The 21,764-nt window shown below is 71.5% G+C and carries 22 protein-coding genes and 2 pseudogenes; 9 read left to right on the forward strand and 15 right to left on the reverse strand.

Going from position 1 to position 21,764, the window contains the following annotated elements; translation table 11 throughout:
- Nucleotides 1–74: 74 nt before the first annotated feature.
- The gene (locus OG338_RS10375; protein ID WP_405937038.1) at nucleotides 75–1,358 is read left to right on the forward strand and encodes an LCP family protein; all 1,284 of its coding nucleotides are present in this window, start codon (nucleotides 75–77) and stop codon (nucleotides 1,356–1,358) included.
- 33 nt (nucleotides 1,359–1,391) lie between these two features.
- On the opposite strand, the gene OG338_RS10380 is transcribed toward OG338_RS10375, so the two are convergent.
- From OG338_RS10380 to OG338_RS10400, 5 genes and pseudogenes are all read right to left on the reverse strand, one after another.
- Nucleotides 1,392–2,198, reverse strand: a complete 807-nt coding sequence (locus tag OG338_RS10380) for a class I SAM-dependent methyltransferase (RefSeq protein WP_405937039.1) — start codon at nucleotides 2,196–2,198, stop codon at nucleotides 1,392–1,394.
- Between the two features lie 49 nt (nucleotides 2,199–2,247).
- Entirely contained in the window at nucleotides 2,248–2,727 is a 480-nt protein-coding gene (locus OG338_RS10385; protein ID WP_405937040.1) for a hypothetical protein, read from the reverse strand.
- The gene (locus OG338_RS10390) at nucleotides 2,720–3,178 is read right to left on the reverse strand and encodes a hypothetical protein (RefSeq protein WP_405937041.1); all 459 of its coding nucleotides are present in this window, start codon (nucleotides 3,176–3,178) and stop codon (nucleotides 2,720–2,722) included. Before OG338_RS10390 ends, OG338_RS10385 begins: the two co-directional genes overlap by 8 nt.
- On the reverse strand, nucleotides 3,175–3,378 hold the full coding sequence (locus tag OG338_RS10395; protein WP_405937042.1) for a DUF397 domain-containing protein: 204 nt from the start codon (nucleotides 3,376–3,378) through the stop codon (nucleotides 3,175–3,177). The genes OG338_RS10390 and OG338_RS10395 overlap by 4 nt, the downstream gene beginning before the upstream one ends.
- Nucleotides 3,375–3,485 (reverse strand): annotated as a pseudogene (locus OG338_RS10400) (transcriptional regulator); the annotation flags it as partial. The pseudogene OG338_RS10400 and the gene OG338_RS10395, both read right to left, overlap by 4 nt.
- A 330-nt stretch (nucleotides 3,486–3,815) precedes the next feature.
- Between OG338_RS10400 and OG338_RS10405 the strand changes: the two are divergent.
- The 3 genes and pseudogenes from OG338_RS10405 to OG338_RS10415 all read left to right on the forward strand — a co-directional run bounded on the left by OG338_RS10405 (nucleotide 3,816) and on the right by OG338_RS10415 (nucleotide 5,854).
- Nucleotides 3,816–4,734: pseudogene (locus OG338_RS10405) on the forward strand (helix-turn-helix domain-containing protein).
- Nucleotides 4,710–5,192, forward strand: coding sequence for a hypothetical protein (locus tag OG338_RS10410; protein ID WP_405937043.1), 483 nt, complete (start codon nucleotides 4,710–4,712; stop codon nucleotides 5,190–5,192). The pseudogene OG338_RS10405 and the gene OG338_RS10410 overlap by 25 nt, the downstream one beginning before the upstream one ends.
- A complete protein-coding gene (locus tag OG338_RS10415) occupies nucleotides 5,189–5,854 on the forward strand; it encodes a DNA alkylation repair protein (RefSeq protein ID WP_405937044.1) in 666 nt (221 codons plus the stop codon). The genes OG338_RS10410 and OG338_RS10415 overlap by 4 nt, the downstream gene beginning before the upstream one ends.
- Nucleotides 5,855–5,864: 10 nt before the next feature.
- Here the strand turns inward: OG338_RS10415 and OG338_RS10420 are convergent, their stop codons facing one another.
- Together OG338_RS10420 and OG338_RS10425 are read right to left on the reverse strand one after the other, a co-directional pair.
- Nucleotides 5,865–7,472, reverse strand: coding sequence for a protein kinase domain-containing protein (locus OG338_RS10420; protein ID WP_405937045.1), 1,608 nt, complete (start codon nucleotides 7,470–7,472; stop codon nucleotides 5,865–5,867).
- A gap of 128 nt (nucleotides 7,473–7,600) precedes the next feature.
- Nucleotides 7,601–8,758: an acyl-CoA dehydrogenase family protein gene (locus OG338_RS10425; RefSeq protein WP_018524719.1), complete on the reverse strand. Its 1,158-nt coding sequence runs from the start codon at nucleotides 8,756–8,758 to the stop codon at nucleotides 7,601–7,603.
- A gap of 175 nt (nucleotides 8,759–8,933) precedes the next feature.
- Between OG338_RS10425 and OG338_RS10430 the strand changes: the two genes are divergently transcribed.
- Entirely contained in the window at nucleotides 8,934–10,277 is a 1,344-nt protein-coding gene (locus tag OG338_RS10430) for a UDP-glucose dehydrogenase family protein (RefSeq protein WP_405940379.1), read from the forward strand.
- A 61-nt stretch (nucleotides 10,278–10,338) separates the two neighbouring features.
- Nucleotides 10,339–10,698 carry a VOC family protein gene (locus OG338_RS10435; protein WP_405937046.1) on the forward strand — a complete coding sequence of 120 codons (360 nt, stop codon included), beginning with the start codon at nucleotides 10,339–10,341 and terminating at the stop codon, nucleotides 10,696–10,698.
- 21 nt (nucleotides 10,699–10,719) lie between these two features.
- On the opposite strand, the gene OG338_RS10440 is transcribed toward OG338_RS10435, so the two are convergent.
- The 3 genes from OG338_RS10440 to OG338_RS10450 are packed head-to-tail and all read right to left on the reverse strand — an operon-like array spanning nucleotide 10,720 to nucleotide 13,609.
- Nucleotides 10,720–11,916 carry a dipeptidase gene (locus OG338_RS10440; RefSeq protein WP_405937047.1) on the reverse strand — a complete coding sequence of 399 codons (1,197 nt, stop codon included), beginning with the start codon at nucleotides 11,914–11,916 and terminating at the stop codon, nucleotides 10,720–10,722.
- 11 nt (nucleotides 11,917–11,927) lie between these two features.
- Nucleotides 11,928–12,461: a 5-(carboxyamino)imidazole ribonucleotide mutase gene (purE, locus tag OG338_RS10445; protein ID WP_405937048.1), complete on the reverse strand. Its 534-nt coding sequence runs from the start codon at nucleotides 12,459–12,461 to the stop codon at nucleotides 11,928–11,930.
- Nucleotides 12,458–13,609 carry a 5-(carboxyamino)imidazole ribonucleotide synthase gene (locus OG338_RS10450; RefSeq protein WP_405937049.1) on the reverse strand — a complete coding sequence of 384 codons (1,152 nt, stop codon included), beginning with the start codon at nucleotides 13,607–13,609 and terminating at the stop codon, nucleotides 12,458–12,460. The genes purE and OG338_RS10450 overlap by 4 nt, the downstream gene beginning before the upstream one ends.
- 157 nt (nucleotides 13,610–13,766) lie before the next feature.
- On the opposite strand from OG338_RS10450, the gene OG338_RS10455 reads away from it, so the two are divergent.
- Nucleotides 13,767–14,285 (forward strand): GtrA family protein, encoded by a 519-nt coding sequence (locus tag OG338_RS10455; protein WP_405937050.1) that lies wholly within the window; start codon nucleotides 13,767–13,769, stop codon nucleotides 14,283–14,285.
- 2 nt (nucleotides 14,286–14,287) lie between these two features.
- On the opposite strand, the gene OG338_RS10460 is transcribed toward OG338_RS10455, so the two are convergent.
- Together OG338_RS10460 and OG338_RS10465 are read right to left on the reverse strand one after the other, a co-directional pair.
- Nucleotides 14,288–15,553, reverse strand: a complete 1,266-nt coding sequence (locus tag OG338_RS10460; RefSeq protein ID WP_405937051.1) for an ATP-binding protein — start codon at nucleotides 15,551–15,553, stop codon at nucleotides 14,288–14,290.
- Nucleotides 15,554–15,607: 54 nt separating this feature from the next.
- Entirely contained in the window at nucleotides 15,608–16,285 is a 678-nt protein-coding gene (locus OG338_RS10465) for a response regulator transcription factor (RefSeq protein ID WP_018104033.1), read from the reverse strand.
- A gap of 327 nt (nucleotides 16,286–16,612) precedes the next feature.
- Between OG338_RS10465 and OG338_RS10470 the strand changes: the two genes are divergently transcribed.
- Nucleotides 16,613–18,109: a peptide MFS transporter gene (locus tag OG338_RS10470; RefSeq protein WP_405937052.1), complete on the forward strand. Its 1,497-nt coding sequence runs from the start codon at nucleotides 16,613–16,615 to the stop codon at nucleotides 18,107–18,109.
- Nucleotides 18,110–18,190: 81 nt separating this feature from the next.
- Here OG338_RS10470 and OG338_RS10475 read toward each other — a convergent pair whose 3' ends face one another.
- A complete protein-coding gene (locus OG338_RS10475; RefSeq protein ID WP_073864827.1) occupies nucleotides 18,191–18,700 on the reverse strand; it encodes an ATP-binding protein in 510 nt (169 codons plus the stop codon).
- A gap of 267 nt (nucleotides 18,701–18,967) precedes the next feature.
- Complete coding sequence (locus OG338_RS10480) at nucleotides 18,968–19,336, reverse strand: STAS domain-containing protein (RefSeq protein ID WP_018104036.1); 369 nt, start codon at nucleotides 19,334–19,336, stop codon at nucleotides 18,968–18,970.
- Nucleotides 19,337–19,623: 287 nt separating this feature from the next.
- On the opposite strand from OG338_RS10480, the gene OG338_RS10485 reads away from it, so the two are divergent.
- Nucleotides 19,624–20,520 carry an RNA polymerase sigma factor SigF gene (locus tag OG338_RS10485; protein ID WP_405937053.1) on the forward strand — a complete coding sequence of 299 codons (897 nt, stop codon included), beginning with the start codon at nucleotides 19,624–19,626 and terminating at the stop codon, nucleotides 20,518–20,520.
- A gap of 30 nt (nucleotides 20,521–20,550) precedes the next feature.
- Here OG338_RS10485 and hutI read toward each other — a convergent pair whose 3' ends face one another.
- Nucleotides 20,551–21,723 carry an imidazolonepropionase gene (gene hutI / locus OG338_RS10490; protein WP_405937054.1) on the reverse strand — a complete coding sequence of 391 codons (1,173 nt, stop codon included), beginning with the start codon at nucleotides 21,721–21,723 and terminating at the stop codon, nucleotides 20,551–20,553.
- Between the last annotated feature and the right edge of the window lie 41 nt (nucleotides 21,724–21,764).

Genomic DNA, 21,764 nt, shown 5'->3' on the forward strand with positions numbered 1-21,764 from the left:
GCTTCGCAACAGCCCTGGTGCGATTCTCCTCCCGCCCTGTAAGAGGGACGACCCCGGCCTGCACACTGGTCCGTATGAACGATTGGCCCGACGGCTGGACCGACGACCACCGCAGCGGTAACCGCTACGGGCAGGGCAGCGCGAGCGAGCGGCCCGAGAGCGCCCGCTCGATGCCGCACGTCCAGCGCCGCCCGGCCCCGCCGCAGCAGCGCCCCGCGCCGCCGAGGCAGCGCCCGGTGCCGCAGCAGCCCTCGGGCTACGACGACGGCAGCCCGCAGTACGACAGCGGTTACAACACCGGCCAGGTGTACGGCGGCGGCGGACGTGGCGCGGGTCACGGCGGCGGCGACCGGGGCCCCGCCCAGGGCCGTCCCCGGCCCGCGCCGAACTGGGGCCGGCGCATCCGGATCGGCGCGCTGGTGCTGGTCGTCGCGCTGCTCGCCGTCTCCGTGGGCACGTATTTCTGGGCCGACTCCAAGCTGAACCGCGCCGTCGACCTGTCGAAGGTCATCGAGCGGCCGGAGGCGGGCAAGGGCACGAACTATCTGATCGTCGGCTCGGACAGCCGCGAGGGCATGACATCCGAGGACAAGAAGCGGCTCCACACGGGCTCGGCCGAGGGCAAGCGGACCGACTCGATGATGATCCTGCACACCGGCGACAACGGCCCGACGCTGGTCTCGCTGCCGCGTGACTCCAACGTCGAGATCCCGTCGTTCATCGGCTCCGAGTCGGGCAAGAAGTACCCGGGCACCGGCAGGACGACGAAGCTGAACGCCGCGTACGCCACGGACGGTCCGGAACTGCTGGTGCGTACGGTCGAGTTCAACACCGGTCTGCACATCGACCACTACGTCGAGATCGGCTTCGGCGGCTTCGCCAAGGTCGTGGACGCGATCGGCGGGGTCGAGCTGGACATCCCGAAGGCGTTCAAGGACAAGTGGTCGGGCGCCGACTTCGAGGCCGGCAAGCAGACCCTGAACGGCCAGCAGGCTCTGGCCTTCGTCCGCACCCGCCACGCCTTCACCTCGGACCTGGACCGTACGAAGAACCAGCAGAAGTTCCTCGCGGCCCTGGCGAGCCAGACGGCGACCTTCTCCACGGTCGCCAACCCGTTCAAGCTGTACCCGACGATGGGCGCGGGTTTGGACACGCTGATCGTGGACAAGGACATGTCGCTCTGGTCGCTCGGCAAGATGTTCTTCGCCATGAAGGGCGTCACGGGCGGCGACGGCACGTCGATGAACATCCCGATCGCGGGCAACGTGGGCTCCAACCTCGCCTGGGACAAGGCGAAGGTGAAGAAGCTGGTCGAGCAGCTGAAGAACGACGAGAAGGTCACGGTCACGGAGAACTGAGGGGCGGGGCGCGGGGCCCCGCCGCCCGGGCTCCTACGCCGTCCCGGCGGCCAGCACCGCCGCGTGCGGCAGGGTCAGCAGGCCGTCGTCCGCGAGGAATTCGCGGCAGAGGGTGTCGTATTCACGCCTGGCCGCCGCCACGCCCTCCGGCCCGGCGCTGGTGAGCACTCCGCCGATCGAGCCGATGCCGGCGGCGGGGCCCGCCCACCAGTCGTCGGGGGCGGCGCGGTGGTCCCAGGTGTGGGTGGTGCTCCGTACGTCTCCGAGCCCGGCGGCGGTGAGCAGGGCGGCGAGGCCGTCCGGGGTGCGGCCGAAGTTGTGGTCCTCGTCCACCGTGGCCATCCAGTCGGGGCGGGTGAGCCCGGCGGCCTGGGCGGCCCGGCCCACCAGCGCCTGGCCCGGGGCGCCCGGAAGTTGCCAGACGGTGACCGCGATCGTGCCTCCGGGGCGGGCGACCCGGCGCATCTCGACCAGCGCCTCCAGGGGGCGGCCGACGTGGTTGACCACGAAGTTGGCGACGACCGCGTCGAACTCCCCGTCGGCGTACGGCAGCTGGGGCAGCACCCCGGAGCGGACCTCGGCCCCGGGCGCCGCCCGCCGGGTCGCCTCGACCATGCCGGGCTCGGCATCCACGGCCCGGACGGCGGCGCCACGCGCGAGGGCGGCGGCCGACACGTTGCCGCTGCCGCACCCCACGTCGAGCAGGCGGGTCCCGGCCGCGACGCCGGCGGCGTCCAGCAGGGCGGGCACGGTGCGGACGCAGAGCCGGGCGGCGGTGCGGGCGTAGGCGCCGGCCTGCCCGCCCCATATCCGCCGCTCCATCACGTCGAACGCGGTCATGTGGTGTCGCCTCCGGTACGGCTGGTCGGGGTCTGCGGTTCGGTGTCGTTCAGGCACGGCGGCTGGTCGGGGTCTGCGGTTCCGTCTCGTTCAGGTCCTCGTGCAGGGCGCCGAGGGCGCGGCCGGTGGGCTCGTCGCACGCGGACAGCTCGGTGAGGGTCCAGCCGGGCAGCCGCCCCGCCACCTCGTCCGGCTCGTCGCCCCGTTCCGGGTCGTCCAGCCCCTGGAGCAGGGCGAACGCGGTCTCCCTGGCGACCTCGCGGGCGATCTCGCCCAGCTCTTCGGGGGTGAGCCCGAGACGTACGGCGCGCTCGACGGCGCCACCGGCCGCGCCTGCCCGGCGGTAGGCGGCGACCCACTCGGACGCGGTGACGCTCCAGGCGTCGATGTCCTGCCACACCAGGCGCAGGAACCGGAACCGGGCCAGCTGCGGCAGCCCCTCCTCGGCCTCGGACTCGGCCCACCCCTCGGGGTCCTCGGCGCCGAGCGCGTCGAAGAGCCGGACGAGCCGCCCGATGTCCTCAGGCACCGCGGAAGTTACGGGACATCCAGGGGCTGAGGATGGCGCGCGGCACGAGTTCCTTGTACGTCTCGTCCCCGGGCAGCGGCACGACGAGCCACTGCCCCGGCGGGAAGAACCGGCCCTTCACATACGCCATGCCGCCGTACACGGACCGCAGGAACGCGGGCACGGAGTCCCTGGGCACGTCCTCGAAGACCACCCCGTCGACGGTGATCCGCGCGTCGTCCTCCGGAAACACCTGCACGGTGACGGCCGGGACGCCGCCCAGCTCGATGAACGCCTCGTGCGGCAAGGACCCGTCCGCGTCGACCACGGCGAACACCCCCGCGGACTCCCGCCGCGATGTCTGGTCGGCCCCGATGTCGTCGGTGACGGTGACCTCCAGGTTGTGCGCCCGGGCCACCTCCCGTACGGCCGTGACGGCGGATTCGGTGGTGGGCAGATGGGGGTGCGTCATGCGGCCTGGACCACGTGGGTGACGAAGGCGGCCCAGGCGCGCGGGGGGTGGGCGAGGTGGGGACGGTGGACGTCCTTGGAATCCCGGACGAGGGCCGCGTCCCGCTCCGCCGCGACCTCGACGCGGTCGTTTCCGTCACCACTGCTGCTGTAGCTGCTCCGGAACCACGCCGCTTCCCCGTCAGAGGGCTTGTCGATCATGTCTCTCCCAGCAATTGCGCAATGAAGGCCAGTGACTCCCGTGGAGAGAGGGCCTGCGCCCGGATCATCCCATAGCGCAACTCCAGGACTCCGAGCTGCTTCGGATCGAGGCCACGGGCACGAAGGGCGACCGCCTGCCCGTGACCGCCACTCGACCTCGTACCGTGACGCGGTCCACCGGGTCGCGGAGACCCGCGACCCGGTGCGCCACGACGTCAATTGCTTTGAAAGAACCCTGGGAAAGAACCCAACCCAACCCAACCGAACCCGGTACGAACGCTGATCACTCGCGCGGGTGACAAATGGCAACTGAGCTGGATTTGGGGCCGGTTGTCGGGCATATGCTCGCGGCAACAACCCCCAGAAATGAGTTGGCCCCGACCGGGACTGTGAACCCCGGCCAGGGCCTGACCACCGAGGAAGAAGAGACCTTCCCGATGACTGCCCAGCAGGCTATCGCGCCCCCGTGCACCCCGCCCGGTTCCCCCGGGTCTCCTCACGACGTCACACCGACCTCCGGTGTCATCCACGTCAACTCCCGCCACACGTCCGGCTTCACGGTCATCGGCAACCACCTCGCACAGCACGGCGAACTGTCCCTCCTCGCGATCGGGCTCGCCGTCCACATCCAGTCGCTGCCCGAGGGCGCGAAAATCGGCGTCAAGGTGCTCGCCGCGCGCTTCCCGGAGAGCGAGATGCGGATCGCGGCCGCGCTGCGCGAGCTGGAGGCGGCGGGCTACCTGCGCCGCATCCGCGTACGCCTGCGGAACGGCCGCGTACGCACGCGTACGGAGTCGCACAACCGGCCGTACGCGACGATCGCACCGGCGCCGCACGAGGCCCCGCGCGCCGTGGCACCGCCGTCCACCGCGACGTACGACCGCCCGCGCGCAGCCGCCCCGACGCCCCTGCCTCGTGAGCCGCGCACCGAGCCGGAGTCCGGCGCGGCGCCCGCGCCCACGCCGCTCCCCCAGCCCCGCGCCCACGCCGCTCCCCCAGCCCCGCACCCCCGCCCTCCACCGGACCGCCGCCCTGCTCCTCGCGGACCTCCGCCGCCACGCACCCGTGCTGACGCTCTCCGAGGCGGACATCGCCACCCTCGCGCCCGGGGTCGCCGCCTGGCTCGAACGCGACGCCCACCCCGACGCCATCCGCCGAGCCCTCACCACGGACCTCCCGGCCCCACTCACCCACCCGGCCCGCCTCCTCCGCCACCGGATCACAACCCTCCTGCCACCCCCGCTCCCGGCCCCCTCCGCCCCGCCCACCGTCATCCCCCTCCAGAACTGCGACGACTGCAACCGAGCCTTCCGCGCCCCGGAACCGGGCCAGTGCCGCGACTGCCGGACACCCTGAACCGCCGGACTAACGTCGCGGAGGCCCGCAAGGACCTCGCACTCGCCACCCTCGCGGCCATCACACATGCCGACAATCCCGACGTCGGTGCCATACTGAAAACGCTGTCCGCAGCACTGCGGGACGCGCCCGAGAACATCACCGACCCCATCGTCGAACTCACCGCACAGGGCCTGGGCAGTCGTCCGGCCGCACAACAGTGGAGGAACCTGGTGGCCGTGGACACCTCTTTCTACAAGTCCTTCATGTCGGAGGAGATCCGGGACGAGGGCCGGGCGGAAGGCCGTGCTGAAGGCCGGGCGGAAGGTCTGCTGCTCGTTCTCGGTGTACGTGGCGTCGCCCTCACCGACGCGGACCGCGAGAAGATCGCCACCTGCACCGACCCGCAGCTCCTGCGCGAATGGCTCCAGCGCGCCGCGACGGCCTCCTCCGCCGAGGAGGTCTTCCGCGCCTCATGACGGAAGCAACCGCCGCCGGCGTCATGGCCGAGCTCGCCGCGCTGGACGACCCCAAGGCACGCGCCGTCAACGCGCGGCACGGGGACGACCACGGGGTGAACCTCACCAAGCTGCGCGCGCTCGCCAAGCGGCTGGGGAAGCGGCAGGGGCTGGCCGTCGAGCTGTGGGAGACGGATGACACCGCCGCGCGGCTCGTCGCGTTGCTGGTGTGCCGGCCGAAGGAGTACACGCGGGACGAGCTGGACCGGATGCTACGCGAGGCGCGGGCGCCGAAGGTGCACGACTGGCTCGTGGGTTACGTGGTGAAGAAGAGCCCGCACGCGGAGGAGCTGCGCCTCGCCTGGACGGAGGATCCCGATCCGGTCGTCGCGAGCGCGGGGTGGGCGCTGACCTCCGACCGGGTCGTGAAGCGGCCCGACGGGCTCGACCTGGACGGGCTGCTCGACGTCATCGAGGCGGAGCTGAGGGACGCCCCCGACCGCCTCCAGTGGGCGATGAACACCTGCCTCGCCCAGATCGGCATCGAGCACCCCGGACACCGCGCCCGCGCGCTGGACATCGGCGAGCGGCTGGGTGTGCTCAAGGACTACCCGACGCCCAAGGGGTGCACATCGCCGTACGCGCCGGTGTGGATCGGGGAGATGGTGCGGCGCAAGGGGTGAGGCGTGGACGCTAGGCCGCCCCGCGCCAGACGGTCATGTCTCCCAGGAGGAAGGCGAGTTCGGGTATCGCGGTCGACTTCGTCGCGATGACGAACAGGGCGATGTCCCCCGAGTCGTTCATGACGCAGAACTCGCTCCCGTTCGCCGCGCCGGCCAGCGGAAGGCTGTGGATCTTGCTGTGCGGGAGGAACAGGCGGCATTCGTCGAGCGTGGTGCCCGGGGTGTCGTACATGGGCATGAAGACGCTCGTGTCGCTCTTCAGTTCGCAACCGGTCGACTTGCAGCTGAAGCGGATGTCGCCCGTGCGGCCGTCCGGCTGCTTACGCGGGTCCGCGAGGTTCACCGAGTGCTTCGCGTCCAGCGTGACCTGGGCGTACGGCTCGGGCCGCGGCTCCCGGGGAGAGGGGGACGGGCTCGGTGCGGTCGGCGTGCCGGCGGCCTTGCCCGTCGCCGGAGAGCCCGTCGGCTCCGGCGTGGTCTTCCTCGCCCCGGCAGAACCGGCAGAACCGGCAGAACCGGCAGACGGCGTCGTCGACGCCCCGGCCCGGTGCTCGCCCCCGCCCATGGGCCCCAGCGCCCGCCAGGCCAGGCCGAGGATCAGCAGCGCGGCCGCGAGGCCGACGGTCGTGAACAGCGCGGCGCGCCGCCTGCGGGCCCCGCGCTCGGCCGGGTCCAGCGGGCGGGGCGGCGGCCCGGCCCATGGGTCCGGCCGCACCGGGGTGGGCTCGGGCACCGGGGCCGGAACGGCGGCCTCCGGTCCGCCGATCTCCTGCCACACGGCGGGTGCCTCGTCCGCGCCCAGCCGCTGCCGGCACCACTCCACGATGTCGGCCGGGCTGGGCCGGTCGGCGGGGTCGGCGGCCAGGCAGCGGGCGAAGAGGGGGCGCAGGGGTTCGGGGAGCAGGGTCAGGTCGGGTTCGGAGTGGATGATCCGGTACAGCACGTAGACGCCCGGGCCGTCCCCGTAGAGCGGCTTGCCCAGCGCCGCGAACGCCGCCGTCTGGGCCAGGGCGAAGACGTCGCTCGCCGCCGTCGCCCCTTCCCCGGACGCCTGCTCGGGGGCCATGTACGCGGGGGTGCCGATCGGGTGCCCCGTCGTGGTGTACGAGGTCGCGTCGGCGGCCAGCGCGATGCCGAAGTCGATCACGCGCGGCCCGTCGGACGCCAGCAGCACGTTGGCCGGCTTGAGGTCGCGGTGCACGATGCCCTCGGCGTGGATGGCCTGAAGCGCCTCGGCCATGCCCGCCATCAGCCACAGCAGGGCGGACACCGGCAGCGGGCCCTGCCGCGCCACGGCCTGGGTGAGGGAGGGGCCGGGCACGTACAGCGTGGCCAGCCAGGGCGGCGTGGCCTCCGCGTCGGCGTCGATCAGCTCGGCCGTGTACGCCCCGCGCACCCGCCGGGCCGCCCGGATCTCCCGGCCGAACCGCCCCCTGAAGTCCGGGTCGTCCGCCAGCTCGGGGCGTACGACCTTGATCGCCACGGCCCGGCCGCCCTCGGTGTGCGAGAGGTAGACCCGGCCCATGCCGCCCGCGCCGAGCCGGGCGGCGAGCCGGTAGCCGGCCACCTCGGCCGGGTCGGTCGCCTGAAGCGGCTCGAAGACATCCGTCGCGTCCATCGGCCCGCTCCCCCACTGTGATGCACTGGCCAACGCCCGCAGCCTAGCAATGGGCTTTACCCGGAGTTGACCGACGCACGCATGCGACAGCCCCCGGCATCACGGCCGGGGGCTGCACCGGGGCCTTGTTACGGCAGGTTCCGCGCCATGACGATGCGCTGGACCTGGTTCGTGCCCTCGTAGATCTGGGTGATCTTGGCGTCACGCATCATCCGCTCCACCGGGTAGTCCCGCGTGTAGCCGTAGCCGCCGAGGAGCTGGACCGCATCCGTGGTGACCTCCATGGCGACGTCGGAGGCGAAGCACTTGGCGGCGGCGCCGAAGAACGTGAGGTCGGCGTCGACGCGCTCGGACTTGGCGGCGGCCGAGTACGTCAGCTGGCGGGCGGCCTCCAGCTTCATGGCCATGTCGGCGAGCATGAACTGGACGCCCTGGAAGTCCGCGATCGGCTTGCCGAACTGCTTGCGCTCCTGGACGTAACCCTTGGCGTAGTCCAGCGCGCCCTGGGCGACGCCGAGGGCCTGGGCCGCGATGGTGATGCGGGTGTGGTCCAGGGTCTTCATCGCGGTGGCGAAGCCCGTACCCTCCTCGCCGATCATGCGGTCGGCGGGGATGCGGACGTTGTCGAAGTAGACCTCGCGGGTCGGGGAGCCCTTGATGCCGAGCTTCTTCTCGGGGGCTCCGAAGGAGACGCCCTCGTCGGACTTCTCCACGACGAAGGCCGAGATGCCCTTGGAGCGCTTCTCCGGGTCCGTGACGGCCATGACCGTGTAGTACTCGGAGACGCCCGCGTTGGTGATCCAGCGCTTCACGCCGTTGAGGACCCAGAAGTCGCCGTCGCGGACGGCGCGGGTCTTCATGCCGGCGGCGTCGGAGCCCGCGTCCGGCTCGGAGAGGCAGTACGAGAACATGCCGTCGCCCTTGGCCAGCGGGCCCAGGTACTTCTTCTTCAGGGCCTCGGAGCCGGACAGGACGACCGGGAGCGAGCCGAGCTTGTTCACGGCCGGGATCAGGGAGGAGGAGACGCAGGCGCGGGCCACCTCCTCGATCACGATGACCGTGGCGAGCGCGTCGGCGCCGGCGCCGCCGTACTCCTCCGGTACGTGGACGGCGTGCAGATCCGCGGCGGTGAGGGCGTCCAGCGCCTCCTGCGGGAAACGGGCCTCCTCGTCGACCGCCGCCGCGAACGGGGCGATCTTCGCCTCGGCGAGGGCACGCACCGTCTCGCGGAGCATCTCGTGCTCCTCAGCCGGACGGTACAGGTCGAAATCGGTCGAACCCGCCAAGACGCTCACTCCCCAGGGTGCTAACTACCGTTAAGTAACTCAATTTTATGCGTTCGACCCGCCCCCGGCATACGCGCTCGGGCCGTGAGCTGCGCGACAGCCGGAAAGGGACGGTCCGAAAGGCGGGACTATGCTCGTTCACCGCATGTCCGTCCGCATCTCCCAGGAGCACTTCATGGCCCTCAGGATCACCGTGATCGGCACCGGCTATCTCGGCGCCACGCACGCCGCGGCCATGGCGGAGCTGGGCTTCGAGGTCCTGGGACTCGACGTCGTGCCCGAGAAGATCGAGATGCTGTCGGCCGGCAAGGTCCCGATGTACGAGCCGGGCCTGGAGGAGATGCTCCAGCGGCATGTCGCGGGCATCGAGGGCGCCACGGGACGGCTGCGGTTCACCACCTCCTGGGAGGAGGTCGCGGAGTTCGGCGATGTGCACTTCGTCTGCACCAACACCCCGCAGAAGCACGGCGAGTACGCCTGTGACATGTCGTACGTCGAGAGCGCCTTCGACTCGCTGGCACCGCTGCTGACCCGCCCCGCCCTGGTCGTCGGCAAGTCCACCGTGCCCGTCGGCTCGGCCGCCCGCCTCGCCGCCCGCCTCGCGGAGCTGGCCCCCGCGGGCGCCGACGCGGAGCTGGCCTGGAATCCGGAGTTCCTGCGCGAGGGCTTCGCGGTGGACGACACCCTGCACCCGGACCGGATCGTCGTCGGCGTGACGAGCGAGCGGGCCGAAAAGCTGCTGCGCGAGGTGTACGCCGTCCCGGTCGCGGAGGGCTCCCCGTTCGTCGTGACGGACTACCCGACCGCCGAACTGGTGAAGACCGCCGCGAACTCCTTCCTGGCCACCAAGATCTCGTTCATCAACGCCATGGCCGAGGTCTGCGAGGCCGCCGACGGGGACGTCGCGAAGCTCGCCGAGGCGATCGGCCACGACGAGCGCATCGGCAAGAAGTTCCTGCGGGCCGGCATCGGCTTCGGCGGCGGCTGCCTGCCCAAGGACATCCGCGCCTTCATGGCCCGCGCCGGTGAGCTGGGCGCCGACCAGGCGCTGACGTTCCTGCGCGAGGTCGACTCGATCAACATGCGCCGCCGGGGCCACATGGTGGAGCTGGCCCGGGAGGCCGTGGGCGGCGGCTCCTTCCTCGGCAAGCGGGTCGCCGTGCTGGGCGCCACCTTCAAGCCGGACTCGGACGACGTACGCGACTCGCCCGCGCTCAACGTGGCCGGCCAGATCCACCTCCAGGGCGGTCAGGTCACCGTCTTCGACCCGAAGGGCATGGCGAACGCCCGCCGCCTCTTCCCCACCCTCGGTTACGCGGAGAGCGCGCTCGACGCGGTGCGCGGCGCGGACGTCGTGCTGCATCTGACGGAGTGGCGCGAATTCCGCGACCTGGACGCGGAGGCGCTGGGCGCGGTCGCCGGCCACCGGATCATCCTCGACGGGCGCAACGCGCTCGACCCCGTCGCGTGGCGCGGGGCCGGCTGGACCTTCCGCGCGATGGGCCGCCCGACGGCCTGACTTCCCCCGGGACGGGGTATACCGCTGACTGCCCGTCCGTACGTCCCGAGGAGGAAGCAACATGGCTCTGGCCGCAGTGGGTGCCGTCGTCCTGGACTGCCCCGACCCCGTCGCCCTGGCGAACTTCTACGCGGCGCTGATCGGCGGCACGGTCGAGCAGCGGGAGGACTGGGTGGAGCTGACCGGAAGCGCGGGCGCCCCGCTCGCCTTCCAGGCCGCGCCCGGCTTCGTACCGCCGAAGTGGCCGAGCGCCGACGCCTCGCAGCAGTTCCACCTGGACCTGACCGTGGCCGATCTGGACGCGGCGGAGCGGGAGGTGCTGGCGCTGGGCGCGACGGTGCTGGAGGCGGACGACCGGGAGCGCACCTTCCGGGTCTACGCGGACCCGGCGGGGCACCCGTTCTGTCTCTGCGCCTGCTGACCGGGCGGGCGCCCCGGTGGCTCAGGCCGCCGGGGCGTCCAGCTGTTCGATCGTGGCGTGCGACGGGCCGCGCCGGGTGCGCAGGTCCCGCGCCACGTCCTCGGCGGCGCGCAGCACCCGTACGGCGTTCTGCCAGGTGAGCTTGGCCAGGTCGGCGGCGGACCAGCCGCGGCGCAGCAGCTCCGCGATCAGGTTCGGGTAGCCGGCGACGCTCTCCAGGCCCTCGGGGAGGAACGCGGTGCCGTCGTAGTCGCCGCCGATGCCGATGTGGTCGACGCCCGCGACCTCGCGCATGTGGTCCAGGTGGTCGGCGATGGTGGCCACGGTCGCGACCGGGCGCGGGTTCGCCGCCTCGAACGCGGCGTGCAGCTTCATCGCGCGCTCGGTGGTGTCCAGGTGGTGCAGCCCGTGCGCGCGCAGGTTCTCGTCGGCGGCCCGCGTCCAGGCGACGGCCGCCGGCAGGACGAACTTCGGTACGAAGGTGGCCATGGCGATACCGCCGTTGGCCGGGAGCTGCGCGAGGACGTCGTCGGGGATGTTGCGCGGGTGGTCGCAGACGGCGCGCGACGAGGAGTGCGAGAACATCACCGGCGCGACGGAGGTGGCGAGCGCGTCCCGCATGGTCGTCGCGGCGACGTGCGAGAGGTCGACCAGCATGCCGGTGCGGTTCATCTCGCGTACGACCTCGTGGCCGAACGGCGAGAGGCCGCCGACCCCCGGTTCGTCGGTAGCGGAGTCCGCCCAGGCGATGTTGTCGTTGTGGGTGAGCGTCATGTAGCGGACGCCCAGCGCGTGCAGTCCGCGCAGGGTGCCCAGCGAGTTGTCGATGGAGTGGCCGCCCTCGGCGCCCATCAGCGATGCGATCCGGCCCTCGGCGCGGGCGGCCTCCATGTCGTCGGCGGTCAGGGCGCGCCGGAGGGCGGCCGGGTAGCGCTCCAGCAGCTCGGCGACGGCGTCGATCTGTTCCAGGGTGGCGCTGACGGCGGCGTCGCCCGCGAGGTCGGAGCGCACGTAGACGGACCAGAACTGGGCGCCGACGCCCCCGGCGCGCAGCCGGGGGATGTCGGTGTGCAGGTGGGCCGACTGGTCGGTGGCGATGTCGCGTACGGCCAGGTCGTAACCGACCTGCTCGCGCAGCGCCCACGGCAGGTCGTTGTGGCCGTCGACCACCGGGTGCTCGGCGAGGAGTTCCCGGGCCAGTTCCAGTCGGTCCGTCATGGTGCCTGCTTTCAGAAGCCGAAGGACTCCGCGCCCGCCGCCTTCTGGCGCAGCCGCTTGCCCTTCTCGGTGGCCTGGTCGTTGAGGTCGCCCAGGAACTCCGTCATCCGGCCCCGGAGCTCGGGGTCGGCCGCCGCCAGGACGCGGACGGCCAGCAGGCCGGCGTTGCGCGCACCGGCGATGGAGACCGTGGCGACGGGGATGCCGGCGGGCATCTGGACGATGGACATCAGGCTGTCCATGCCGTCCAGGTACTTCAGCGGGACCGGCACGCCGATGACCGGCAGCGGGGTGACCGAGGCGAGCATGCCGGGCAGGTGGGCGGCGCCGCCCGCGCCCGCGATGATCGCCTTGAGGCCGCGGCCCGCCGCGTTCTCGCCGTACGCGATCATCTCGCGGGGCATGCGGTGGGCGGAGACGACGTCGACCTCGTACGGGATGCCGAACTCGTCCAGGGCCTTGGCCGCCGCTTCCATGACAGGCCAGTCGGAGTCCGAGCCCATGACGATACCGACGACCGGGGCGGCGGAGGCGGGGGGAGTCATTCGGTGATCGTTCCTCGCAGATAGTCGGCCGCGTGCCGGGCGCGCTCGCGCACGTCCGCCAGATCGTCGCCGTAGGTGTTGACGTGGCCGACCTTGCGGCCGGGTTTCACGTCCTTGCCGTACATGTGGATCTTGAGTTGCGGGTCGCGCGCCATGCAGTGCAGGTAGCCCTGGTACATGTCGGGGTAGTCGCCGCCGAGGACGTTGCACATGACCGTCCAGGGGGCGCGGGGGCGCGGGTCGCCGAGCGGGAGGTCGAGGACCGCGCGAACGTGGTTGGCGAACTGCGAGGTGATCGCGCCGTCCATGGTCCAGTGACCGGAGTTGTGCGGACGCATGGCCAGCTCGTTGACCAGGATGCCGGGCTTCCCGTCGGGTCCGCGGGTCTCGAACAGCTCCACCGCGAGGTGGCCGACCACGCCCAGCTCGGCGGCGATGCGCAGGGCGAGCTGCTGGGCCTCGCCCGCCAGCGCCTCGTCCAGCTCGGGGGCCGGGGCGATGACCGTGTCGCAGACGCCGTCGACCTGGACGGACTCGACGACCGGGTAGGCCACGGCCTGGCCGTGCGGCGAGCGGACGATGTCGGCCGCCAGCTCCCGTACGAAGTCGACCTTCTCCTCGGCGAGCACCGGGACACCGGCCCGGAACGGCTCGGCCGCGTCCGCCTCGGAGCGGACCACCCAGACGCCCTTGCCGTCGTAGCCGCCGCGCACGGTCTTGAGGATGACCGGGAAGCCACCGCCCTCCGCGGCGAAGGCCGCGGCGTCGGCCGGGTCCTCCACGATGCGGTGGCGGGGGCAGGGCGCGCCGATCTCGGTGAGCTTCGCGCGCATCACCCCCTTGTCCTGGGCGTGCACCAGGGCGTCGGGGCCGGGGCGCACGGGGATGCCGTCCGCCTCCAGGGCCCGCAGATGCTCGGTGGGCACGTGCTCGTGATCGAAGGTGATCACGTCACAGCCGCGCGCGAAGGCCCGCAGCGTCTCCAGGTCGCGGTAGTCGCCTACGACGACCTCGCCCGCCACCTGGGCCGCGGAGTCCTGAGCGGTGTCGCTGAGGAGCTTGAACTTGATGCCGAGGGGGATGCCCGCCTCGTGGGTCATACGGGCGAGCTGACCGCCACCGACCATGCCGACTACCGGGAACGTCACGCTCCCAGGGTATCCGCACCGCCGGGCCACGCCCGTGGGCGGGGGCGGGGCCGGCCGCACGCGTTCCCGTACGCACAGGCGTACGGCGGGTGTCCTGGTTAGCATGGCCGGGTTGACGGAACATGGAGCGGGACCTACGGACGGACTGAGCGATCACATGAGCGAGCGAGGCGCACTGCGGGCCCGGCTGGAGCTGCTGGCCCGGGAGGTCGCCAAGTTCGGCGTGGTCGGCGCGGTCGGCCTGGTGGTCAACATCGTCGTGTCGAACCTGCTGTGGCGCTACACGGAGATCCCGACCGTGCGGGCCGGGCTGCTCGCCACGTTCGTCGCGATCCTCTGCAATTACGTGGGCTTCCGCCACTGGACGTACCGCGACCGCGACAAGAGCGGCCGCACCCGTGAGCTGACGCTGTTCCTGCTGTTCAGTGCGGCGGGCGCGGTGATCGAGACCGGTGTGCTGTACGTGGCGACGTACGGGTTCGGCTGGGACACCCCGGTGCAGAGCAATGTCTTCAAGATCGTCGGGATCGGTGTCGCGACGCTGTTCCGCTTCTGGTCGTACCGGACATGGGTCTTCAAGGCGCTGCCCGCCGCGCGCGAGGTGGAGGCGGACAAAGGGGCCCTGGTGACCGTGCCCGCCCCGGCGGTGCGCGAGGCGGATCCGGCGCGGCGGTAGGGCTACCGCACCGGGCGTTCCGGTTCCGTTCTGTGCTGGGCCATGCGGCTCAGGAAGAGGGCGAAGACCGGGGGCTGCTGCTGGAGGAGTTCCAGACGGCCGCCGTCCGCCTCGGCGAGGTCGCGGGCGACCGCGAGGCCGATGCCCGTGGAGTTGCGGCCGCTGATGGTCCGCTCGAAGATCCGGGCGCCCAGGTCCGCCGGGACGCCGGGGCCCTCGTCCGTGACCTCGATGACCGCCTGGTTGCCGGTGACCCTTGTGCGCAGCGCGACCGTACCGCCGCCGTGCATGAGCGAGTTCTCGATCAGCGCGGCCAGGACCTGGGCGACCGCGCCCGGGGTGCCGACGGCGCTCAGCCCGTGCTTGCCGGAGCAGACGATGGCGCGCCCCTCGCCCCGGTAGGCCGGGCGCCACTCCTCGATCTGCTGCTTGACGACCTCGTCCAGGTCGAAGACGACCGCCGAGCCCGTCCGGGGGTCCCGGGCGTTGGTGAGCAGCCGCTCCACCACATCCGTGAGCCGTTCGACCTGGGCGAGGGCGATGTGCGCCTCCTCCTTCACGGTCTCCGGGTCGTCGGTCAGCGAGATCTCCTCGATCCGCATGGACAGGGCGGTGAGCGGTGTACGCAGCTGGTGGGAGGCGTCCGCGGCGAGCCGGCGTTCGGCGGTGAGCATCCGGGCGATCCGCTCGGCGGAGGAGTCCAGGACGTCGGCGACGCGGTCCAGCTCGGGCACCCCGTACCGCTTGTGGCGCGGGCGGGGGTCGCCGGAGCCCAGGCGTTCGGCGGTCTCCGCGAGGTCGGTGAGCGGCGAGGCCAGCTTGTCGGCCTGGCGTACGGCGAGGAGGACGGCGGAGACGATGGCCAGCAGCGCCACCGCGCCGATGATCATCAGGGTGCGGCCGACCTCGCGGGTGACGGCGGAGCGGGACTCCTCGACGGTGACCGTCTCGCCGTGCTCGCCCGTCTCGGTGGCGGTGATGACACTGCCGCCGGGGCGCTCGCCGACCTCGATGGGGGCGCGTCCGGGCAGCTTGACCAGGGCGTAGCGCTTGTCGTCGATCTGCTCGTCCAGCACCGCGGGGTTGATCCGCTCGGAGCCCAGGAGCCGGCTCTCGATGACGCTGATCAGCCGCAGCGCCTCGGAGTCGACGCTCTCCTGGGCGCTGCTGCTGATGGTGCGGGTCTCGACGATGACGAGGGAGACGCCGAAGACGGCGATCACCACGAGCACGACGGCGAGGGTCGAATTGATCAGTCGTCGGCGCATGCCTGCTTCTGTACGTCGGTCGGCTCGGGTCGGACGGCAGGGACGCTACAGGCCCTAGCTCTTCTCGAAGCGGAAGCCGACGCCCCGGACCGTGGCGATGTAGCGCGGGTTGGCCGCGTCGTCGCCGAGCTTCTTGCGGAGCCAGGAGATGTGCATGTCGAGCGTCTTGGTGGACGACCACCAGGTGGTGTCCCAGACCTCGCGCATCAGCTGGTCGCGGGTGACGACCCGGCCCGCGTCCCGGACGAGGACCCGCAGGAGGTCGAACTCCTTCGCGGTGAGCTGTAGTTCCTCCTCGCCCATCCAGGCCCGGTGCGATTCGACGTCGATGCGGACGCCGTGCGTGGCGGGCTGGGGGGCGGGCTCGGTGGCGCCGCGCCGGAGCAGGGCCCGGACCCGGGCGAGGAGCTCGGCGAGGCGGAAGGGCTTGGTGACGTAGTCGTCGGCGCCCGCGTCGAGCCCGACGACCGTGTCCACCTCGTCCGCGCGGGCGGTCAGGACCAGGACCGGCACGGTGTGACCCTCGGCACGCAGCCGGCGGGCGACTTCGAGGCCGTCCATGCCGGGCAGCCCCAGGTCGAGCACGACCAGGTCGATGCCGCCCTGGAGTCCGGCGTCGAGCGCGGTCGGTCCGTCTTCCCGCACCTCGACCTCGTAACCCTCCCGCCGCAGGGCGCGGGCCAGCGGCTCCGAGATGGATGCGTCGTCCTCGGCGAGCAGTACACGGGTCATGCACTGATGGTAGTCCGCGCGGCGGACAGCCTGGGAGGCGATCCAAGAGCCCTGCGGGACTGGGCACCATTACCGGGGAAACCTTCGAATATGCGAGTGTGGCTACCCCTGGACCTGTGATCCATGTCTCAAGTCCTTTCAAATCGGCCTCTGTCGTGTCGTATGGTGTCTCAAAGCCAATTGCACTACTCAAGGACCTTTGGGCAGCTCTGAGCGCCAAGGGTCTCTTTTGTGTGCGGGGCCGGTACCCGCCGGCCCGGCCTCCCCCCACCGGGCGCGTACCCGCTTTCGCGCGGCGCCCGCGTCCCGAGCACACAAGGATCGATCATGGCGTCCAGCCTGACGAAGGACCCGTCGAGCACCGCCGGTGGCGAGAAGACCTTCTTCGGCCACCCCCGGGGCCTGGCCACGCTCTTCATGACGGAGATGTGGGAGCGATACAGCTTCTACGGCATGAAGGCACTGCTCCCGCTGTATCTGATCGCGCCCGGCGGCATGCACATGAGCGCCACCACGGCGACGGCGATCTACTCGGTCTACATGGCGATGGTCTACCTGCTCGCCATGCCCGGCGGCTGGATGGCCGACCGCTTCTGGGGCCCGCGCAAGACGGTCGCCATCGGCGGCTCCGTCGTCATCCTCGGCCACATCACGCTCGCCGTGCCGAACTCGGTGACCTTCTTCGCGGGCCTGGTGCTCGTGGCGCTCGGTTCCGGGCTGCTGAAGGCGAACATATCCACGATGGTCGGCCACCTCTACAACGGCCCGGAGGACCCGCGCCGCGACGGTGGCTTCACGCTCTTCTACATCGGCATCAACGTGGGCGCCTTCCTCGCCCCGCTGTCCATCGGCACGGTCGGCGAAAAGGTCAACTGGCACTTCGGCTTCGCGCTCGCGGCGCTCGGCATGGCCCTGGGCCTGGCCCAGTTCATGCTCGGCACCCGCCACCTGAGCCCGCAGAGCGACGTCGTGTCGACGCCCGCCACCGGGCAGGAGAAGCGGTCCGCCCTGCGCAAGGGCCTGATCTGGCTGGCCGTCGCGGCCGTCGTGTACGGCCTGATGGCCGTCACCGGCAACTTCGCCGACTGGGCCACGGTGCCGCTGAGCATCGCCGGTCTGGTCATTCCGGTCGCGGTCCTGGTGCGCATGAAGCGCGACAAGGAGCTGACGACGACCGAGCAGTCCAAGCTCTCGGGCTACATCTGGTTCTTCGTGGTCGCCGCCGTCTTCTGGATGATCTACGACCAGAACGGCTCGACCCTGTCGATCTTCGGTGAGAACTCGACCACGAACCACCTGCTGGGCTTCGACTTCCCGACGTCCTGGTACCAGTCGCTGAACCCGGTCTTCATCATGGCGATCGCCCCCGTGGTCGCCTCGGGCTGGCTGTGGCTGAACAGGCGCGGCAAGGAGCCGAGCACCGCCGTCAAGTTCGCCTCCAGCCTCGTGCTGATCGGCATCTCCTTCGTCGTCTTCCTGATCCCGCTGATCGACACCGCCGCCAACGGCGGCCGGGTCAGCCCGATGTGGCTGGTCGCGATCTACTTCATCCAGACCGTCGCGGAGCTGTGCCTCTCGCCGGTCGGCCTGTCGGTGACCACGAAGATGGCCCCGGCGAAGTACAGCGCGCAGATGATGGGCGTGTGGTTCCTCGCGGTCACCGCGGGCGACTCGCTGACCGGTCTGCTGACGGCCCCGGCGATCGGGGTCGACCTGGACACCACGGGCGCGGTCGCGTTCGAGGCGATCCTCGCCGTCATCGCCGGTGTGGGCATCTGGATGTACCGCAAGAAGGTCTCCCAGCACATGGGCGACGTGCGCTGACCTGCGGTCCGGTACGTGAAGGGGGCCGCCGCACCATCCCGGTGCGGCGGCCCCCTTCACGTATGCCGGTGGATCACGGGGTCACGCCGGAGCGGCCAGCTCCGCCCACACGGTCTTGCCGGGCTCGCCCGGCACCCGTACGACCCCCCAGTCCAGGCAGAGCCGCTGCACGATGAACATGCCGTGGCCGCCGGGCCGCCCGGCCCGGTGCGGAGTGCGCGGCGCGGGCTGGCCCGCGCCGCCGTCGGCGACCTCCACGCGGAGCGCCTTGGCGCTGCGGGCGATCCGGAGCTCGTCGGGGCCGCCCGCGTGCAGGCACGCGTTGGTGACCAGCTCGGAGACGACCAGCAGGACGTCCTCCGCGGCGGCGCGGCGGTCGGCACTGGACGCGGGGAGCCAGCCCCAGTCGTGGAGCGCCTGGCGGGCGAAATCACGGGCCGTCGGCACGATGCCGGTGGCCTCCCGCAACGACAGCGTGCGCCACTGCCGCTCGGCGGCCTCGGCCGGCCGGACGGGCTCGGCGGAGGAAACGCCCGCGCCCTCCGGCTCGCGGCCGAGGTCGCCCGGCGGATGCTGCCGGGTGGTGCTCATCAGCGCTTCACCTCACCGATTCACCATGTCGCCCTTGGACCGACACGAACCATTGAACAGATACGACTGCACATACCGACAGAGATATCGATACGAATACCGATACCGACACTGATACAGGAACCGCACAGGCACGGAGGGCCGGGCCGTCCGGGCTCGCCGGAAGATCTCCTGCCCGGCCGAACCGCGACGACACCCCTTACCGCTTCGCGGATCGCGTAACCCTTGCGACGGACGAGGCGGCCGGGGCGGCCGCGCGTGGTCCGGTCAGGTCTCCAGGGCCTCGGCGAGAGAGGCGTGGACGGTGAATACCGCCTCGGCCCCCGTGATCTCGAAGACCCGCGCCACCACGGGCTGCATCGCGGCCAAATGAACCCCTCCCCCGGCTGCCTCCGCCTTCAGGCGGGCACCGAGCAGCACGTTCAGCCCGGTGGAATCACAGAAGTCGAGTCGCGAGCAGTCGACCACCAGGCGCGCACGCCCCTGCTCGACCGCGCTCTCCAGCGGCTCGCGCAGCAGATCGGCCGTGTGGTGATCGAGCTCACCCACGGGCGTCACCACCTCGCTGCGCCCCTCGGTCCGGACCTCGACCTGAAGCCGACCCCGGTTCGCACTGCCGACCGTCCCGCGGTCCATGCCCGTCCCTCTTCACCGCTCGTCACTGTCCGCATCACCGCACCTGCGGATGCGTGCACAGCTGTCACTGATGTTCTTGGAACAGTACGCGTTCCCTGCGCCACGTGGTAGCCGAAGACCTCAACAAAGCGGACATAGGCGGGCAATTGGCGGTTGTACCGAGTCAGGGCGAGCGGGTAAGGGTAGAGGGACCCCAGAAAACGCGACCGGCTTCGGAGGCGCCGCTTCACCGCAGGAACACATATGGGCATCGGCAGCCATATGCCGAGAACGATGGAGGAGACCCCATGTCACCCCGGCTCGACGTACCGCGTACCCAGGACGCGCCGTCGGCATGTCCTGAGGGACTGACCGAATCACCTACCGAAGCGCTCGACGGACTCGAAGGACTTCCCGAGATCCCGCCCTACTCCGAGGTGGGGGCGCTGGACGCCAGGGCCCTGTCGAAGACGCTCTTCGCCCGGCTGGAGACCCTGGAAGAGGGCACGCCGGAATACTCCTATGTACGCAACACCCTCGTCGAGCTGAACCTGGCCCTGGTCAAGTTCGCCGCGTCCCGCTTCCGCTCCCGCAGCGAGCCGATGGAGGACATCGTCCAGGTCGGCACGATCGGCCTGATCAAGGCGATCGACCGCTTCGAGCTCAGCCGGGGCGTCGAGTTCCCGACCTTCGCGATGCCGACCATCGTCGGCGAGATCAAGCGTTTCTTCCGCGACACCAGCTGGTCCGTGCGCGTCCCGCGCCGCCTTCAGGAACTGCGGCTCGACCTGGCCAAGGCGGGCGACGAGCTCGCCCAGCGGCTCGACCGGGCGCCCACCGTGGGCGAGCTCGCCGACCGCCTCGGCCTCACCCATGACGAGGTCGTGGAGGGCATGGCCGCGAGCAACGCGTACACCGCGAGCTCGCTCGACGCCAAGCCCGAGGAGGACGAGCACGAGGGCGCACTGGCCGACCGCATCGGCTATGAGGACCACGGACTCGAAGGCATCGAGTACGTCGAGTCCCTGAAGCCGCTCATCGCCTCGCTGCCGGGCCGCGACCGGCAGATCCTCTCGCTCCGGTTCGTCGCCAACATGACGCAGTCGGAGATCGGCGAGGAGCTGGGCATCTCCCAGATGCACGTGTCGAGACTGCTTTCACGCACCCTGGTCAAGCTGCGCAAGGGCCTGACGCTGGACGAGTGAGGCGGAGCCTTTCCGGAGGTCCGGGCGCCCTCAGGCCACCCGCGCACCGGCCCGCCGGACCTCGTGGACCAGCGGGACGCCCGGCCGGTACGCGAGGTGGACGTGGCTGGGCGCGTCCAGGATCACCAGGTCGGCGCGGGCGCCCGGGGCGAGACGGCCGATGTCGTCGCGCCGCAGGGCCGCCGCACCGCCCGCCGTGGCGGACCAGAGGGCCTCGTCCGGTGTCATGCCCATGTCCCGCACAGCGAGGGCGATACAGAACGGCACGGACGAGGTGAACGAGGAGCCCGGGTTGCAGTCCGTGGACAGGGCGACCGTGGCGCCCGCGTCGAGCAGCCGGCGGGCGTCCGGCCAGGCGGCCCGGGTGGAGAACTCGGCGCCGGGCAGCAGCGTCGCGACGGTGTCCGACTGGGCCAGGGCGTCGACGTCCGCGTCGGTGAGGTGGGTGCAGTGGTCGGCGGACGCCGCGTCGAGCTCCACGGCGAGCTGGACGCCGGGGCCGTGGCCGAGCTGGTTGGCGTGGACCCGGGGGTGCAGGCCCCGGGCGCGGCCCGCGGTGAGGATCGCCCGCGCCTGGTCGCCGTCGAAGGCGCCGCGCTCGCAGAAGACGTCGATCCAGCGGGCGTACGGGGCGCAGGCGTCGAGCATCGGCCCGGTGACCAGGTCCACGTATCCGGCCGGGTCGTCGGCGTAGTCCGGGGAGACGATGTGGGCACCGAGGAAGGTGACCTCGTCGGTGTGCCGGGCGGCGATGCGCAGGGCGCGGGCCTCGTCCTCGACGGTGAGGCCGTAGCCGGACTTGGTCTCGAAGGTGGTGGTGCCCTGGCGCAGCGCCTCGGCGAGATAGCGGGCGACGTTGGCGGAGAGCTGTTCGTCGGTCGCGGCGCGGGTGGCGGCGACGGTGGTGCGGATGCCGCCCGCGCTGTAGGGGCGGCCGGACATCCGGGCGTTGAACTCCTGGGTGCGGTCGCCCGCGAAGACCAGGTGCGAGTGGGAGTCCACGAAGCCGGGGATCACCGCCCGGCCGCCCGCGTCGACGGCGTTGTCAGTGGCGGGTGCTTTGCTGGATTCACCGGTCCAGACGACGCGGTCGCCCTCGATGACGACGGCGGCGTCCCGGACCAGTCCGAGGGGGGACTCGTCGCCGAGGGAGGGGTCGTTGGTGACCAGTGCGGAGATGTGGGTGATGGCGGTCGTCGTCATCGGGGGACTGCTCTCCTTGCGTGGGAGCCTGGGGGTTCGTG

This window comes from Streptomyces sp. NBC_00726 (assembly GCF_045161735.1).
Classification (GTDB): Bacteria; Actinomycetota; Actinomycetes; order Streptomycetales; family Streptomycetaceae; genus Streptomyces.